The 15,434-nt window shown below is 71.1% G+C and carries 15 protein-coding genes; 14 read left to right on the top strand and 1 reads right to left on the bottom strand.

Annotated features, from left to right (window positions below; genetic code table 11):
- Positions 1-6: 6 nt before the first annotated feature.
- The 12 genes from IE318_RS07715 to nusB all read left to right on the top strand — a co-directional run bounded on the left by IE318_RS07715 (position 7) and on the right by nusB (position 12,756).
- Complete coding sequence (locus tag IE318_RS07715; protein WP_030166474.1) at positions 7-366, top strand: hypothetical protein; 360 nt, start codon at positions 7-9, stop codon at positions 364-366.
- Positions 366-3,038 carry an alanine--tRNA ligase gene (gene alaS, locus IE318_RS07710; RefSeq protein ID WP_189897952.1) on the top strand — a complete coding sequence of 891 codons (2,673 nt, stop codon included), beginning with the start codon at positions 366-368 and terminating at the stop codon, positions 3,036-3,038. The genes IE318_RS07715 and alaS overlap by 1 nt, the downstream gene beginning before the upstream one ends.
- Positions 3,039-3,052: 14 nt before the next feature.
- Positions 3,053-3,517, top strand: coding sequence for a Holliday junction resolvase RuvX (ruvX, locus tag IE318_RS07705; protein WP_030166481.1), 465 nt, complete (start codon positions 3,053-3,055; stop codon positions 3,515-3,517).
- A 118-nt stretch (positions 3,518-3,635) separates the two neighbouring features.
- The gene (mltG, locus tag IE318_RS07700) at positions 3,636-5,366 is read left to right on the top strand and encodes an endolytic transglycosylase MltG (RefSeq protein WP_189897950.1); all 1,731 of its coding nucleotides are present in this window, start codon (positions 3,636-3,638) and stop codon (positions 5,364-5,366) included.
- A complete protein-coding gene (locus IE318_RS07695) occupies positions 5,347-6,186 on the top strand; it encodes a shikimate dehydrogenase (protein WP_189897948.1) in 840 nt (279 codons plus the stop codon). Before mltG ends, IE318_RS07695 begins: the two co-directional genes overlap by 20 nt.
- A gap of 205 nt (positions 6,187-6,391) precedes the next feature.
- Positions 6,392-7,576 (top strand): chorismate synthase, encoded by a 1,185-nt coding sequence (aroC, locus tag IE318_RS07690; protein ID WP_030166488.1) that lies wholly within the window; start codon positions 6,392-6,394, stop codon positions 7,574-7,576.
- Positions 7,573-8,091, top strand: a complete 519-nt coding sequence (locus IE318_RS07685) for a shikimate kinase (RefSeq protein ID WP_189897945.1) — start codon at positions 7,573-7,575, stop codon at positions 8,089-8,091. The genes aroC and IE318_RS07685 overlap by 4 nt, the downstream gene beginning before the upstream one ends.
- Positions 8,088-9,179, top strand: coding sequence for a 3-dehydroquinate synthase (aroB, locus tag IE318_RS07680; protein WP_189897942.1), 1,092 nt, complete (start codon positions 8,088-8,090; stop codon positions 9,177-9,179). The genes IE318_RS07685 and aroB overlap by 4 nt, the downstream gene beginning before the upstream one ends.
- 165 nt (positions 9,180-9,344) lie before the next feature.
- Positions 9,345-10,220 (top strand): Pro-rich N-terminal domain-containing protein, encoded by an 876-nt coding sequence (locus IE318_RS07675; protein WP_189897939.1) that lies wholly within the window; start codon positions 9,345-9,347, stop codon positions 10,218-10,220.
- A 368-nt stretch (positions 10,221-10,588) separates the two neighbouring features.
- Positions 10,589-11,695 (top strand): aminopeptidase P family protein, encoded by a 1,107-nt coding sequence (locus IE318_RS07670; protein WP_030166500.1) that lies wholly within the window; start codon positions 10,589-10,591, stop codon positions 11,693-11,695.
- Between the two features lie 48 nt (positions 11,696-11,743).
- Positions 11,744-12,310 carry an elongation factor P gene (efp, locus tag IE318_RS07665; protein WP_030166504.1) on the top strand — a complete coding sequence of 189 codons (567 nt, stop codon included), beginning with the start codon at positions 11,744-11,746 and terminating at the stop codon, positions 12,308-12,310.
- Between the two features lie 2 nt (positions 12,311-12,312).
- A complete protein-coding gene (nusB, locus tag IE318_RS07660) occupies positions 12,313-12,756 on the top strand; it encodes a transcription antitermination factor NusB (RefSeq protein WP_030166509.1) in 444 nt (147 codons plus the stop codon).
- A 206-nt stretch (positions 12,757-12,962) separates the two neighbouring features.
- Here nusB and bldD read toward each other — a convergent pair whose 3' ends face one another.
- A complete protein-coding gene (gene bldD / locus IE318_RS07655; RefSeq protein WP_030166512.1) occupies positions 12,963-13,466 on the bottom strand; it encodes a transcriptional regulator BldD in 504 nt (167 codons plus the stop codon).
- A 286-nt stretch (positions 13,467-13,752) separates the two neighbouring features.
- Here bldD and pyrR point away from each other — a divergent pair, with 286 nt between their 5' ends.
- Both pyrR and IE318_RS07645 read left to right on the top strand, forming a co-directional pair.
- Complete coding sequence (gene pyrR, locus IE318_RS07650; RefSeq protein ID WP_030166515.1) at positions 13,753-14,349, top strand: bifunctional pyr operon transcriptional regulator/uracil phosphoribosyltransferase PyrR; 597 nt, start codon at positions 13,753-13,755, stop codon at positions 14,347-14,349.
- Between the two features lie 104 nt (positions 14,350-14,453).
- Entirely contained in the window at positions 14,454-15,434 is a 981-nt protein-coding gene (locus IE318_RS07645) for an aspartate carbamoyltransferase catalytic subunit (protein ID WP_030166518.1), read from the top strand.

Genomic DNA, 15,434 nt, shown 5'->3' with positions numbered 1-15,434 from the left:
CTAGCGATGTTCCGCCGTACGTTCTGGTTCACCACCGGTGTCGCCGCCGGTGTGTGGGCGACCACCAAGGTCAACCGCAAGCTGAGGCAGCTGACCCCCGAGAGCGTCGCCGCGACCGCGGCGAACAAGGCGCTCGAGGCGGGTCACCGGCTCAAGGACCGCGCCGTGGGCTTCGCGCTCGACGTCCGCGACAACATGGCCCAGCGGGAGGCCGAACTCGGCGAGGCGCTCGGCATCGACGCGCCCGTCGGCCCCGAACTCCCCGTACCCCGGCGGCACGCCGCCATCGAGAACCACAACAGCCCGAAGTACGTCGACGGCTCGACGTACCCGACGTACTCGTACAACCGGAATGAGGACCACTGATGGAGTCGGCTGAGATCCGCCGCCGCTGGCTGAGCTTCTTCGAGGAGCGCGGGCACACCGTCGTCCCTTCGGCGTCGCTCATCGCGGACGACCCGACTCTGCTCCTCGTCCCGGCCGGCATGGTGCCCTTCAAGCCCTACTTCCTGGGTGAGGTCAAGCCGCCCTTCCCGCGCGCCACCAGCGTGCAGAAGTGCGTGCGCACGCCCGACATCGAAGAGGTCGGCAAGACCACCCGCCACGGCACGTTCTTCCAGATGTGCGGCAACTTCTCCTTCGGCGACTACTTCAAGGAAGGCGCCATCAAGCTCGCCTGGGAGCTGCTCACCAGCTCCCAGGACAAGGGCGGTTACGGCCTCGACCCCGAGCGCCTGTGGATCACCGTCTACAAGGACGACGACGAGGCCGAGCGCATCTGGCACGAGGTCGTCGGCGTGCCCAGGGAGCGCATCCAGCGCCTGGGCATGAAGGACAACTACTGGTCCATGGGCGTGCCCGGCCCGTGCGGCCCCTGCTCCGAGATCAACTACGACCGCGGCCCCGAGTTCGGCGTCGAGGGCGGCCCCGCCGTCAACGACGAGCGGTATGTGGAGATCTGGAACCTCGTCTTCATGCAGTACGAGCGCGGCGAGGGCACCGGCAAGGACAACTTCGAGATCCTCGGCGAGCTGCCGAGCAAGAACATCGACACGGGCCTCGGCCTGGAGCGCCTCGCCATGATTCTGCAGGGCGTGCAGAACATGTACGAGATCGACACCTCCATGGCCGTCATCGACAAGGCCACCGAGCTGACCGGCGTCCGCTACGGCGACGCCCACACCTCGGACGTCTCCCTGCGTGTCGTGACCGACCACATGCGCACCGCCACCATGCTCATCGGCGACGGCGTCACCCCCGGCAACGAGGGCCGCGGCTACGTCCTGCGCCGCATCATGCGCCGCGCCATCCGCAACATGCGCCTGCTCGGCGCCACCGGCCCGGTCGTCAAGGACCTCCTCGACACCGTGATCGAGATGATGGGTCAGCAGTACCCCGAGCTGGTCACCGACCGCGAGCGCATCGAGAAGGTCGCCGTCGCCGAGGAGAACGCCTTCCTGAAGACGCTGAAGGCCGGCACCAACATCCTCGACACCGCCGTCACCGAGACCAAGCAGGCCGGCGGCACCGTCCTCTCCGGCGACAAGGCCTTCCTGCTCCACGACACGTGGGGCTTCCCGATCGACCTCACCCTGGAGATGGCCGCCGAGCAGGGCCTCGCCGTGGACGAGGAGGGCTTCCGCCGCCTGATGAAGGAGCAGCGGGAGCGCGCCAAGGCCGACGCCCAGGCCAAGAAGACCGGTCATGCCGACATGGGCGCCTACCGGGAGATCGCCGACACCGCCGGCGAGACCGACTTCATCGGCTACACCGACACCGAGGGCGAGTCCACGATCGTCGGCATCCTCGTCGACGGCGTCTCCTCCCCGGCCGCCACCGAGGGCGACGAGGTCGAGGTCGTCCTGGACCGCACCCCGTTCTACGCCGAGGGCGGCGGCCAGATCGGCGACACCGGCCGGATCAAGGTCGACTCCGGTGCCGTGATCGAGGTCCGCGACTGCCAGAAGCCGGTGCCGGGCGTGTACGTCCACAAGGGCGTCGTCCAGGTCGGCGAGGTCACCGTCGGCGCCAAGGCCCACGCCTCCATCGACTCCCGCCGCCGCAAGGCCATCGCCCGCGCCCACTCGGCCACCCACCTCACCCACCAGGCCCTGCGCGACGCCCTCGGCCCGACGGCCGCCCAGGCCGGCTCCGAGAACCAGCCCGGCCGCTTCCGCTTCGACTTCGGCTCGCCGTCCGCCGTCCCGACGGCCGTGATGACCGACGTCGAGCAGAAGATCAACGAGGTGCTCGCCCGCGACCTCGACGTCAGCGCCGAGGTCATGGGCATCGACGAGGCCAAGAAGCAGGGCGCCATCGCCGAGTTCGGCGAGAAGTACGGCGAGCGGGTCCGTGTGGTGACCATCGGCGACTTCTCCAAGGAGCTGTGCGGCGGCACGCACGTGCACAACACCGCCCAGCTGGGGCTGGTGAAGCTGCTCGGCGAGTCCTCCATCGGCTCCGGTGTGCGCCGTATCGAGGCCCTGGTCGGCGTGGACGCCTACAACTTCCTCGCCCGTGAGCACACGGTCGTCGCCCAGCTCCAGGAGCTGATCAAGGGCCGCCCGGAGGAGCTGCCGGAGAAGGTCTCCTCGATGCTCGGCAAGCTGAAGGACGCCGAGAAGGAGATCGAGAAGTTCCGCGCCGAGAAGGTCCTCCAGGCCGCCGCCGGTCTCGCCGAGTCCGCCAAGGACGTGCGGGGCGTGGCCCTGGTCACCGGCCAGGTGCCCGACGGCACGACCCCTGACGACCTGCGCAAGCTGGTCCTCGACGTGCGCGGCCGCATCCAGGGCGGCCGGGCCGCGGTCGTCGCCCTCTTCACGGTCAACAACGGCAAGCCGCTGACGGTCATCGCCACCAACGAGGCCGCCCGCGAGCGCGGCCTGAAGGCCGGTGACCTGGTGCGCACCGCCGCCAAGACCCTCGGTGGCGGCGGTGGCGGCAAGCCGGACGTCGCCCAGGGCGGCGGCCAGAACCCGGCCGCCGTCGGCGAGGCCGTGGACGCCGTCGAGCGCCTCGTCGCCGAAACCGCCAAGTAAGGAAACGGTCGGAAATGCGCAGAGGCCGTCGGCTCGCGATCGACGTCGGGGACGCACGGATCGGGGTCGCGTCCTGCGACCCGGACGGGATCCTCGCCACCCCGGTGGAGACGGTCCCCGGTCGGGACGTCCCGGCGGCCCACCGCCGCCTGCGGCAGCTCGTCGAGGAGTACGAGCCGATCGAGGTGGTCGTCGGCCTCCCTCGCTCCCTCAAGGGGGGCGAGGGCCCGGCCGCGGTCAAGGTCCGTGCCTTCGCGGGCGAGCTGGCCAAGGGGATCGCCCCGGTGCCGGTGCGCCTGGTGGACGAGCGGATGACCACGGTGACGGCCGGTCAGGGACTGCGGGCCTCCGGGGTGAAGTCCAAGAAGGGACGCTCCGTGATCGACCAGGCCGCCGCCGTGATCATTCTGCAGCAGGCCCTGGAATCCGAACGAGTGTCAGGCAATGCACCCGGCGAGGGCGTCGAAGTGGTCATCTGATCGCGATACGGTAACGTTCCGCGCGATGCGCCGGTGTTCGAACAGCCGGTGCACAGCAAGAGGCGGAACGGCAGCCGGACGAAAGGCCGCGTGGCCGCCTCGCGGCTCTAGGGGATCGATGACTGAGTATGGCCGGGGCCCAGGCTCCGAACCGTGGCATCCGGAGGACCCGTTGTACGGGGACGGCGGATGGGGAGGGCAGCAGGGCCACGCCGGCCCGCAGTCCCCCTACGGCGGCCGTCAGCACCATCCGCAGCAGCCACACTACGGAGAGTGGGGCCAGGAGCAGCAGGCCGGCTACGACGGACAGCATCAGCAGTACGACGGGCAGGGCAACCAGCAGCCCCCGCACTACGGTCAGCAGGGCCACCAGCAGTACGACCAGCAGTATGCACCCCACGCCCAGGATCAGCAGCAGTACCAGCAGCAGCACCAGGGCGGCTGGGACGGCACCGGTGCGCATCCGCAGATGCCGTACGCCGCCGACCCGGGGGACCCGTACGCCCAGCAGGCCATGGCCTACGGCGCCGAGCAGCCCGACCTCTACGGCACTCCCGATGCCTATCCGCCGCCGGAGCCGCCGAACCGCAGGGCCCCCGAACCCGAACAGCGACCCGACTGGGATCCGGAACCCGACCCCGGCCAGGAGGACCACGCCTTCTTCACGGGCGGCGACGACGAGGACGACCCCGACGGCGACGACCCGAACGAGGGCCGGGGCCGCGGCGACCGCAAGGGGCGGGGCGGCAAGGGGAAGGGCACGGGCGGCAAGAAGCGCCGCAACGGATGCGCCTGCCTGGTCGTGGCGCTGGTGCTCGGCGGCGTGGCCGGCGCCGGGTATTACGGGTACCAGTTCTACCAAAATCGTTTCGGCCCGGCGCCGGACTACGCGGGCAACGGCACCGACGAGACCGTGACCGTCGAGATCCCCCAGGGCGCCGGGGGCTACGACATCGGCCGTGCGCTGAAGCAGGCGGGCGTGGTCAAGAGCGTCGACGCCTTCGTGGCGGCCCAGTCGGACAACCCCAAGGGCAAGCAGATCCAGGCGGGCGCCTACCAGCTCAAGAAGCAGATGTCGGCGGCGAGCGCCGTGGCGCTGATGCTCGATCCCAGCAGCCAGAGCAATGTGCTGGTCAAGCCGGGCGAGCGCAACGCCCAGGTGTACGAGGCGATCGACAAACAGCTCGACCTGGCGGACGGCACCACCAAGAAGATCGCCACGAAGCAGTACAAGTCCCTCGGCCTGCCCGACTGGGCTAACAGCAACAGCCAGATCATGGATCCGCTGGAGGGCTTCCTCTACCCGGGCACCTATCCCGCGGCCAAGGGCATGAAGCCCGAAACGGTCCTGCGGAACATGGTCAAGCAGGCCGACCAGGCCTACAACCGCTACGACCTGACCGCGAAGGCCAAGGACCTCGGCCTCTCCGACCCGCTGGAGCTGGTCACGGTCGCGAGCCTCGTCCAGGCCGAGGGCAAGACGCACGACGACTTCCGCATGATGGCCGAGGTCGTCTACAACCGCCTCAAGCCGACGAACACGCAGACCAACCAGCTGCTGCAGTTCGACTCGACCTTCAACTACCTGAAGGGCGAGAGCAACATCCACATCAGCGAAAAAGAGATCAACAGCAACCAGAGCCCGTACAACACCTACACCCACAAGGGCCTGCCGCCCGGACCGATCGGAAACCCCGGCGACGACGCACTGAAGGCGGCGCTGAACCCGACCGACGAGGGCTGGATCTACTTCGTGGCGACCGACGGCATGAACAAGACCGAGTTCGCCAAGACGTACGCCGAATTCCTGAAGCTCAAGGACAAGTTCGATGCCAGCTCGGGCAACTGACGCCCGCCGGGCCGCCGTGCTCGGTTCGCCCATCGCCCACTCCCTCTCCCCGGTGCTGCACCGCGCGGCCTACGAGGAGCTGGGGCTCGTCGACTGGTCGTACGACCGGTTCGAGGTCGACGAGGAGGGGCTGCCCGCCTTCTTCGACGGGCTCGGGCCCGAGTGGGCGGGGCTGTCGCTGACCATGCCGTTGAAGCGGGCCGTCATCCCGCTGCTCGACGGGATCAGCGACACGGCGGCCTCCGTCGAGGCGGTCAACACGGTCGTCCTCACCGAGGACGGCCGGCGCACCGGGGACAACACCGACATCCCCGGCATGGTCGCCGCCCTGCGCGAGCACGGCATCGAACAGGTCGAGTCGGCGGCGATCCTCGGCGCCGGCGCCACCGCCTCCTCCGCGCTGGCCGCGCTCGCACGCGTCTGTACCGGCGAGGTCGTCGCCTATGTGCGCAGCGAGGCCCGGGCGAGCGAGATGCGCCAGTGGGGCGAGCGACTGGGGGTGGAGGTCCGTACGGCGCACTGGTCGGATGCCGAGCACGCCCTGCGCGCCCCCCTGGTGATCGCCACCACCCCGGCCGGTACGACCGACCCGCTCGCCACGGGCGTACCCGAGCGGCCCGCCACCCTCTTCGACGTCCTGTACGACCCCTGGCCCACCGCCCTCGCGGCCCGCTGGTCCATGGCCGGCGGCGCCGTCGTCAGCGGTCTCGACCTGCTGGTCCACCAGGCGGTCCTCCAGGTGGAACAGATGACGGGCCGCGCCCCGGCCCCGCTGGACGCCATGCGCCGGGCGGGCGAGAAGGCGCTCGCGGAGCGCTGACCTTCCGCTTCCGACGACCGGCCGACGGCGCGGACCGGACACCGGTTCCGCCGTCGGGGCCGTCCGCCGACTGTCCGCCGCCCGTCCGCCTGCTGGACCGGCGGCCGGTCCTGGAGCCCGGACGTGGGAGGATCGTAGGTGGCGGGCCCGGGCCGCGCACCCGGTCGCGCCGTCGCAGTTCCAGGCGCGAGCATGAGGAGCACCGTTGAGCAGGTTGCGTTGGCTGACCGCGGGGGAGTCCCACGGACCCGCACTCGTGGCGACGCTGGAGGGCCTTCCCGCCGGCGTGCCGATCACCACGGAGATGGTGGCGGACCACCTCGCACGGCGGCGCCTGGGCTATGGACGCGGCGCCCGGATGAAGTTCGAGCGCGACGAGGTGACCTTCCTCGGCGGCGTCCGGCACGGTCTCACCCTCGGCTCGCCGGTGGCGATCATGGTCGGCAACACCGAGTGGCCGAAGTGGGAGAAGGTCATGGCCGCCGACCCGGTCGACCCGGCGGAGCTGGCCGAGCTCGCGCGCAACGCCCCGCTGACCCGCCCGCGCCCCGGCCACGCCGACCTCGCGGGCATGCAGAAGTACGGCTTCGACGAGGCCCGGCCGATCCTGGAGCGGGCCTCCGCCCGCGAGACCGCCGCCCGGGTCGCGCTGGGCGCGGTGGCCCGGTCGTACCTGAAGGAGACGGCCGGCATCGAGATCGTCAGCCATGTCGTCGAGCTGGCGGCGGCCAAGGCGCCGTACGGGGTGTACCCGACCCCGGCGGACGTCGAGAAGCTGGACGCGGACCCCGTGCGCTGCCTGGACGCGGACGCGTCGAAGGCGATGGTCGCCGAGATCGACCAGGCCCACAAGGACGGCGACACCCTCGGCGGTGTGGTCGAGGTGCTGGCCTACGGCGTGCCGGTGGGCCTCGGCTCGCACGTGCACTGGGACCGGCGGCTCGACGCGCGGCTCGCGGCGGCGCTCATGGGCATCCAGGCGATCAAGGGCGTCGAGGTCGGCGACGGCTTCGACCTCGCGCGCGTCCCCGGCTCCAAGGCCCACGACGAGATCCTCACCACCGCCGACGGCATCAAGCGCGCCACGGGCCGCTCCGGCGGCACCGAGGGCGGGCTGACCACCGGTGAGCTGCTGCGGGTGCGGGCCGCGATGAAGCCGATCGCGACCGTGCCGCGGGCGCTGCAGACCATCGACGTCGCCACCGGCGAGCCGGCCCAGGCCCACCACCAGCGCTCCGACGTGTGCGCGGTCCCGGCGGCCGGCATCGTCGCCGAGGCGATGGTCGCCCTGGTCCTGGCGGACGCGGTGGCGGAGAAGTTCGGCGGCGACAGCGTGGCCGAGACCCGCCGCAACGTCCGGTCGTACCTCGACAACCTGTCCATCCGATGAGCGCGACGCCGGTCGTCGTCCTGGTCGGCCCGATGGGCGTGGGCAAGTCCACCGTCGGGCATCTGCTGGCCGGCCGTCTCGGGCTCGGCTACCGGGACACCGACGACGACATCGTGACCGAACAGGGCCGTACCGTCGCGGAGATCTTCGTCGACGACGGCGAGCCCGCCTTCCGGGCGATCGAGAAGCAGACGGTACGCCGGGCGCTGGCCGAGCACGACGGTGTGCTGGCGCTGGGCGGCGGCGCGATCCTCGACCCGGACACGCGCGAGCTGCTCGCCGGAGTGCGCGTGGTCTACCTGTCGATGGACGTGGAGGAGGCCGTCAAGCGCACCGGGCTGAACGCGGCCCGCCCGCTGCTCGCGGTCAACCCGCGCAAGCAGTGGCGCGAGCTGATGGAGGCCCGTCGGCACCTGTACGAGGAGGTCGCCACGGCCGTGGTGGCCACCGACGGCCGTACGCCCGAGGAAGTCACGCAAGCCGTCCTGGACGCAGTGGAGTTGAAGCAGGCATGAGTGAGGCAGTCACCCGGATCCACATCGGCGGTACCGAGGGCACCGACCCCTACGACGTCCTGGTCGGACGTCAACTCCTGGGCGAACTGGCCGGTCTGATCGGCGAGAAGGCCAAGCGGGTCGCCGTGATCCACCCGGAGGCGCTCGCCGAGACCGGTGACGCGCTCCGCGCCGACCTGGCCGAGCAGGGCTTCGAGGCCGTCGCCATCCAGGTGCCCAACGCGGAGGAGGCCAAGACCGCCGAGGTCGCCGCCTACTGCTGGAAGGCGCTCGGCCAGTCCGGGTTCACCCGCTCCGACGTCATCGTGGGCGTCGGCGGCGGCGCCACCACGGACCTCGCGGGCTTCGTGGCCGCCACCTGGCTGCGCGGAGTGCGCTGGATCGCCATCCCGACCACCGTGCTCGCCATGGTCGACGCGGCCGTCGGCGGCAAGACCGGCATCAACACCGCCGAGGGCAAGAACCTCGTCGGTGCCTTCCACCCGCCCGCGGGCGTGCTGTGCGACCTGGCCGCGCTGGACTCCCTCCCGGTCAACGACTACGTGTCCGGCCTGGCCGAGGTCATCAAGGCCGGTTTCATCGCCGACCCGGTGATCCTGGACCTCGTCGAGTCCGACCCCGAGGCCGCCCGCACCCCGGCCGGCCCGCACACCGCCGAGCTGATCGAGCGCTCCATCCGGGTGAAGGCCGATGTCGTGTCGAGCGACCTGAAGGAATCGGGTCTGCGCGAGATCCTCAACTACGGCCACACGCTCGGACACGCCATCGAGAAGAACGAGCGGTACAAGTGGCGGCACGGCGCCGCGGTGTCGGTGGGCATGCACTTCGCCGCCGAACTCGGCCGTCTGGCGGGCCGGTTGGACGACGCGACGGCGGACCGTCACCGTACGGTCCTCGAATCCGTCGGCCTGCCCCTGCACTACCGCTACGACCAGTGGCCCAAGCTGCTGGAGACGATGAAGGTCGACAAGAAGTCGCGCGGCGACCTGCTGCGCTTCATCGTCCTCGACGGCCTCGCCAAGCCCACCGTCCTGGAGGGCCCGGACCCGGCCGTGCTGCTCGCCGCCTACGGCGAGGTGGGTCAGTAAGTCCCCCGAAGGGCGGTCCGTCCGATACGCCGTGCGCCGACGGGCACTTCGGGCCGTCCCCGGCCGTTCACCAAACGGCGGCCGGGGACGGTACCGTTCGGTAGGGAAGCGGGAACGGGCCCGCTGCCAGCGCCCATTGCCTTGTACGAGACGGAGTGGCACCGGATGCAGCACGCAGTGGGTTCGCCGCTGCCGCCGCCCCACCAGCCGGGGCACGGACCGGCCGCGGGCTGGCCGCCGGCCGCACAGCACCCCGGTGTGCACCACCCGGGCCCGCACCAGGGCTCGGCCCCCGTTCCCCCGCCGCCCCCGGCGCCGGGGCGTCCCGGAGCGCCGACGGCACCGCAGCCACCTGTTCCGCACGCGCCATCGGTGCAGGCCCCGCCGCCTCCACCGGACGCCACCGGCCACGTCCGGCTGCCGCCCGGCGGCCCGGTCGCCTTCCCGGCCGCACCGCCCGCCCACGCCGTGCCCGACCCGACCACCACCACCCTCGCGGTGCTGCTGATCGGACCCGCCGGCGCCGGCAAGACGAGCGTCGCCAAGCACTGGGCCGAGCACCGCCGGGTCCCCACCGCGCACATCAGCCTCGACGACGTCCGCGAATGGGTCCGCTCCGGCTTCGCCGACCCGCAGTCCGGGTGGAACGACAACTCCGAGGCGCAGTACCGCCTCGCCCGCCGGACCTGCGGCTTCGCCGCGCGCAACTTCCTCGCCAACGGCATCTCCTGCATCCTCGACGACGCCGTGTTCCCCGACCGCCCGGTCGTCGGCCTCGGTGGCTGGAAACGGCACGTGGGACCCGGCCTGCTCCCGGTCGTCCTGCTCCCCGGCCTGGATGTCGTCCTCGAGCGCAACGCCGAGCGCACCGGCAACCGCCGCCTCACCGACGAGGAGGTCGCCCGCATCCACGGCCGCATGGCCGGCTGGTACGGCTCCGGCCTCCCCATCATCGACAACTCCCAACTCGACGTCCCCACCACCGCCCACCTCCTGGACGAGGTCCTGGCCAGAGCCATAGCCAGCCCCCCGACCTGGTAAGAGAGCTGCGGTGGCTGCGGCAGCTCAGTGACAGAGCCGCGGGGAGTCGTGCGTCCCCCAGTGCTTGACGCCTGGGCGGTACCCCCGGGCGGCACGGGTGGGCGGTGGGGGCGCCCCCGCGCGAGCGCATTCGAGCGTGGGGGAGGCACCCCGGAAGCGAGGGCAGGCGCCCCCACCGCCAGCCGCACCGCCGGGAACCCTTCACGACGGGGGGCGTCTCGTCGATCATGCCGGTCACCGCGAGTCCGGCATGATCGACGAGACGCCCCCTAGGCCCACCGGCAAAGAATCCGCACCCACTGCCGGAGGCAAACCCACTCGGCCCCTCCCGAACGGCAATATCCGGCCACGACTCTTACGCTCGGTTCATGTCAGAGGTGTACGCGGCCCGCCGAACCCGGCTACGGGAGCGCTGCAACGCGGGCGGCAGCGCGGCGGCGCTGGTGACTCGACCCGCCAACGTGCGGTACCTCGCGGGCGCGGCCCCGCACGGTGCCGTCCTGCTCCTCGGAAAGCGCGAGGACCTCCTGGTGTGCCAGGACCCACCTGACGACCGGCCCCACGAAGGGCGTCCCGACGAGGCGCTGGGGGTGCAGGTCCTGCCCCAGCCCGGCGGCGACCCGGCCGTCGCCGCCGCCGACCTCGCCGAGTCCCAGGGCGCCGACTCGCTCGCCGTCGAGGAGCACCACCTCACCGTGGCCCGCCACCGGGCCCTCGCCTCGGTGGCCCCCCGGATCCGCCTCGCCGACCTGGGCAGCGCGGTGGAGCAGCTGAGAGTCGTCAAGGACGAGGAGGAGATCTCCTGTCTGAGAATCGGCGCCGAGATCGCCGACCAGGCCCTCGGTGAACTGCTGGAGTCCATCCTCGTGGGCCGCACGGAGCGGCATCTGGCGCTGGAGCTGGAGCGGCGGCTGGTCGACCACGGCGCCGACGGCCCCGCCTTCCCCACGTCCGTGGCCACCGGTCCGAACTCGGGCCGCCGCGGTCACCGCCCCACGGACCGCCGTGTCGAGGAGGGCGACTTCCTCTCGGTGTGCCTGGGCGCGGCCTACCGGGGCTACCGCTGCGAGATCGGCCGTACGTTCGTGATCGGCACCTCCCCGGCGGACTGGCAGATCCAGCTCTACGACCTGGTCTTCGCCGCTCAGCGGGCCGGCCGGGAGGCGCTGGCGCCCGGCGCCGCCTACCGGGACGTGGACCGGGCGGCACGTCAGGTCCTGGACTCCGCCGGGTACGCGGAGGGCCTGCAGCCGCTCACCGGGCACGGTGTCGGACTCGAAATCGACGAGGACCCGCAGTTGGCCCCCGCGGCCATGGGTAAACTGGACGCTTGCGTGCCGGTCACCGTCGAACCGGGGGTCCACCTTCCGGGCCGGGGCGGTGTCCGGATCGATGACACGCTCGTCGTACGCCCCGAGGCGGACGGCGGACCCGAGCTACTCACCATCACGACCAAGGAGCTGCTCGCGCTGTAGGTGCGTGCCCCGGGGTCGTCCACGTAAGTCCAGGAGATTGAAGCAACCGTGGCTTCCACGAACGACCTCAAGAACGGCATGGTGCTCAAGCTCGAAGGCGGCCAGCTGTGGTCCGTCGTCGAGTTCCAGCACGTCAAGCCCGGTAAGGGCCCGGCCTTCGTGCGCACCAAGCTCAAGAACGTGCTCTCCGGCAAGGTCGTCGACAAGACCTTCAACGCCGGCGTCAAGGTCGAGACGGCCACCGTCGACAAGCGCGACATGCAGTTCTCCTACATGGACGGCGAGTACTTCGTCTTCATGGACATGGAGACCTACGACCAGCTGCACATCGACCGCAAGGCCGTCGGTGACGCCGCCAACTTCCTGGTCGAGGGCTTCACCGCCACCGTCGCGCAGCACGAGGGCGAGGTGCTCTTCGTCGAGCTGCCGGCCGCCGTCGAGCTGACCATCGCCGAGACCGAGCCGGGCCTCCAGGGCGACCGCTCCACCGGCGGCACCAAGCCCGCCACGCTGGAGACCGGCCACCAGATCCAGGTCCCGCTCTTCATCACCACCGGTGAGAAGATCAAGGTCGACACGCGCTCGAGCGACTACCTTGGCCGGGTGACCAGCTAACCGTGGCTGCCCGCAACACGGCCCGCAAGCGTGCCTTCCAGATCCTCTTCGAGGGCGACCAGCGCGGCGCCGACGTCCTGACCGTCCTCGCGGACTGGATCCGGCACGCCCGCAGCGACACCCGGCAGCCGCCGGTGAGCGAGTACACGATGCAGCTCGTCGAGGGCTACGCCGGGCACGCGACCCGCATCGACGAGCTGATCGCGCAGTACGCGGTCGGCTGGACGCTGGACCGCATGCCGGTCGTCGACCGCAACATCCTGCGGCTCGGCGCCTACGAGCTGATCTGGGTCGACGAGACCCCGGACGCCGTCGTGCTGGACGAGATGGTGCAGCTGGCGAAGGAGTTCTCCACGGACGAGTCGCCCTCGTTCGTCAACGGCCTGCTCGGCCGGCTGAAGGACCTCAAGCCCTCGCTGCGCCGCGACGCGAGCAGCGAGGCGTAGCCGAGAACGCGCGCGACACACGCACACACGCCGGAGGGCCCGCAGCGACACCGCTGCGGGCCCTCCGGCGTGTGTGTGCCCCTCCAGTGCTCCTGGGCCCCTTCAGGCCCGCAGAACGGCGCCGGGGTGGCCGGAACGGTGTTGTTCCGGCCACCCCGGCGGCACGTTTCTGCAGAAGTCCCCGAGCCTGCCGAGACCGGCGGGGCTCAGCCCTCCTCGTGGGACGCGACCGCGCGGCGGGCGTCCGCGTCCAGCACACCCCAGCTGATCAGCTGTTCGGTGAGGACGGAGGGCGACTGGTCGTAGATGACGGCGAGTGTGCGCAGGTCGTCCTGGCGGATCGAGAGCACCTTGCCGTTGTAGTCACCGCGCTGCGACTGGATCGTGGCGGCGTACCGCTGGAGGGGGCCCGCCTTCTCGGCCGGCACCGTGGCCAGCCGCTCCAGGTCCAGGACCAGCTTCGGCGGGGGCTCGGCGGCACCTCCCGGGGTGGTGCCCGGCAGCAGCTCCTGCACGGGGACCCCGTAGAAATCCGCCAGCTCGGCGAGGCGCTGCACGGTCACGGCACGGTCGCCACGCTCGTACGAGCCGACCACGACCGCCTTCCAGCGTCCCTGGCTCTTCTCCTCGACACCGTGGAGGGAAAGGCCCTGCTGGGTGCGGATCGCCCGGAGCTTGGCCCCGAGCTGTTTGGCGTATTCGCTGGACATATGGCTCCCCGGACACTGTGTCGACGCGGCCGGCAGTGGTTCCGTCCGCGCGGCTGGTAACTCACTGTGAGGTTACGCAGCGTTACTCTGCCGCGTCAAGCCGAATGGTCCGCCCCGCCTCTTCCGTGGTAACGGCAACGGGTTACGTCGAAGGGGTGACAAACGGGTGACAAGAGGGACGGTGGGGTGCGACCGGAGCGGCCCGCGGCACCTGCTACCGTTGATGGCGCAAATCCGACGTCCTTTAAGGTCCGTCCCGTGAGGCGGAGAAGGAGGTCCGTTTCGTATGGACAAGCAGGACACGCACGCGAACCCGCAGGCGTCCGCCGCGCGGCCCGTGCTCGAAGGCCCCGACATCGCGCGGGTGCTGACCCGCATCGCCCACGAGATCGTCGAGCGCGCCAAGGGCGCCGACGACGTGGTGCTCCTCGGCATCCCCACCCGGGGCGTCTTCCTCGCCCAGCGGCTCGCCGCCAAGCTGGAGCAGATCACCGAGCGCAAGGTTCCCCGCGGCTCGCTCGACATCACCATGTACCGCGACGACCTGCGCATGCAGCCGCCGCGTGCGCTGGCCCGCACCGAGATCCCCGGTGACGGCATCGACGGCAAGCTGGTCGTCCTCGTCGACGACGTGCTCTTCTCCGGCCGCACCATCCGCGCCGCCCTCGACGCCCTGAACGACATCGGGCGCCCCCGCGCCGTGCAGCTCGCCGTCCTCGTCGACCGGGGCCACCGCGAACTGCCCATCCGTGCCGACTACGTCGGCAAGAACCTCCCCACGTCGCTGCGGGAGACGGTCAAGGTCCACCTCGCCGAGGAGGACGGCCGCGACACCGTGCTGCTCGGCGCCCAGCCGACCGCCCAGGGCCGTCAGCAGCACTAGCGCACGCGCGCGTACGGCCCGCCGTACGTCCCCGCGCGCAGGCTCGCCGCGCCCTCGCCTGCCCGGAATCTCCCTTTCCTGAACTGCCTTACGGAGCCTGACAGATGCAGCGTCATCTCATCTCGGCCGCCGACCTCACCCGCGACGACGCCGTCCTGATCCTCGACACCGCCGAGGAGATGGCCCGGGTCGCCGACCGGCCGATCAAGAAACTGCCCACCCTGCGCGGCCGCACCGTCGTCAACCTCTTCTTCGAGGACTCCACCCGCACCCGGATCTCCTTCGAGGCCGCCGAGAAGCGCCTGTCCGCGGACGTCATCAACTTCAGCGCCAAGGGATCGTCGGTGTCCAAGGGCGAGTCCCTGAAGGACACCGCCCAGACCCTGGAGGCCATGGGCGTCGACGCGGTGGTCATCCGGCACAGCGCCTCGGGGGCGCCGTACCGCCTGGCCACCTCCGGCTGGATCGACGCGGTCGTCATCAACGCCGGCGACGGCACCCACCAGCACCCCACCCAGGCGCTGCTCGACGCCTTCACCATGCGCCGCCGGCTGATCGGCCGGGACGCCGGCCTCGGCCAGGACCTGGACGGCAGGCGCATCACCGTCGTCGGCGACGTCCTGCACAGCCGGGTCGCCCGCTCCAACGTCGACCTGCTGCACACCCTCGGCGCCGAGGTCACCCTCGTCGCCCCGCCCACCCTGCTGCCGGTCGGCGTCGAGACCTGGCCCTGCGAGGTCTCCTACGACCTCGACGCCACCCTGCCCAAGTCGGACGCGGTGATGATGCTCCGCGTCCAGCGCGAGCGCATGAACGCCGCCTTCTTCCCGACCGAGCGCGAGTACTCCCGGCGCTACGGCCTCGACGCCGACCGCATGGCGAAGATGCCCGAGCACGCCATCGTGATGCACCCCGGACCCATGGTCCGCGGCATGGAGATCACCGCCGAGGTCGCCGACTCCGAGCGCTGCACCGTCGTCGAGCAGGTCGCCAACGGCGTGTCCATCCGGATGGCCGTCCTGTACCTGCTGCTCGGCGGCAACGAGCCCGCCGTCACCCACACCCGGACCACTGAGGAGAAGTAA

This window comes from Streptomyces spiralis (assembly GCF_014654675.1).
In the GTDB taxonomy this organism is placed as follows: Bacteria; Actinomycetota; Actinomycetes; order Streptomycetales; family Streptomycetaceae; genus Streptomyces; species Streptomyces spiralis.
The sequence above is the reverse complement of the archived record's forward strand: the minus strand, read 5'-3'. Positions and strand labels throughout refer to the sequence as shown.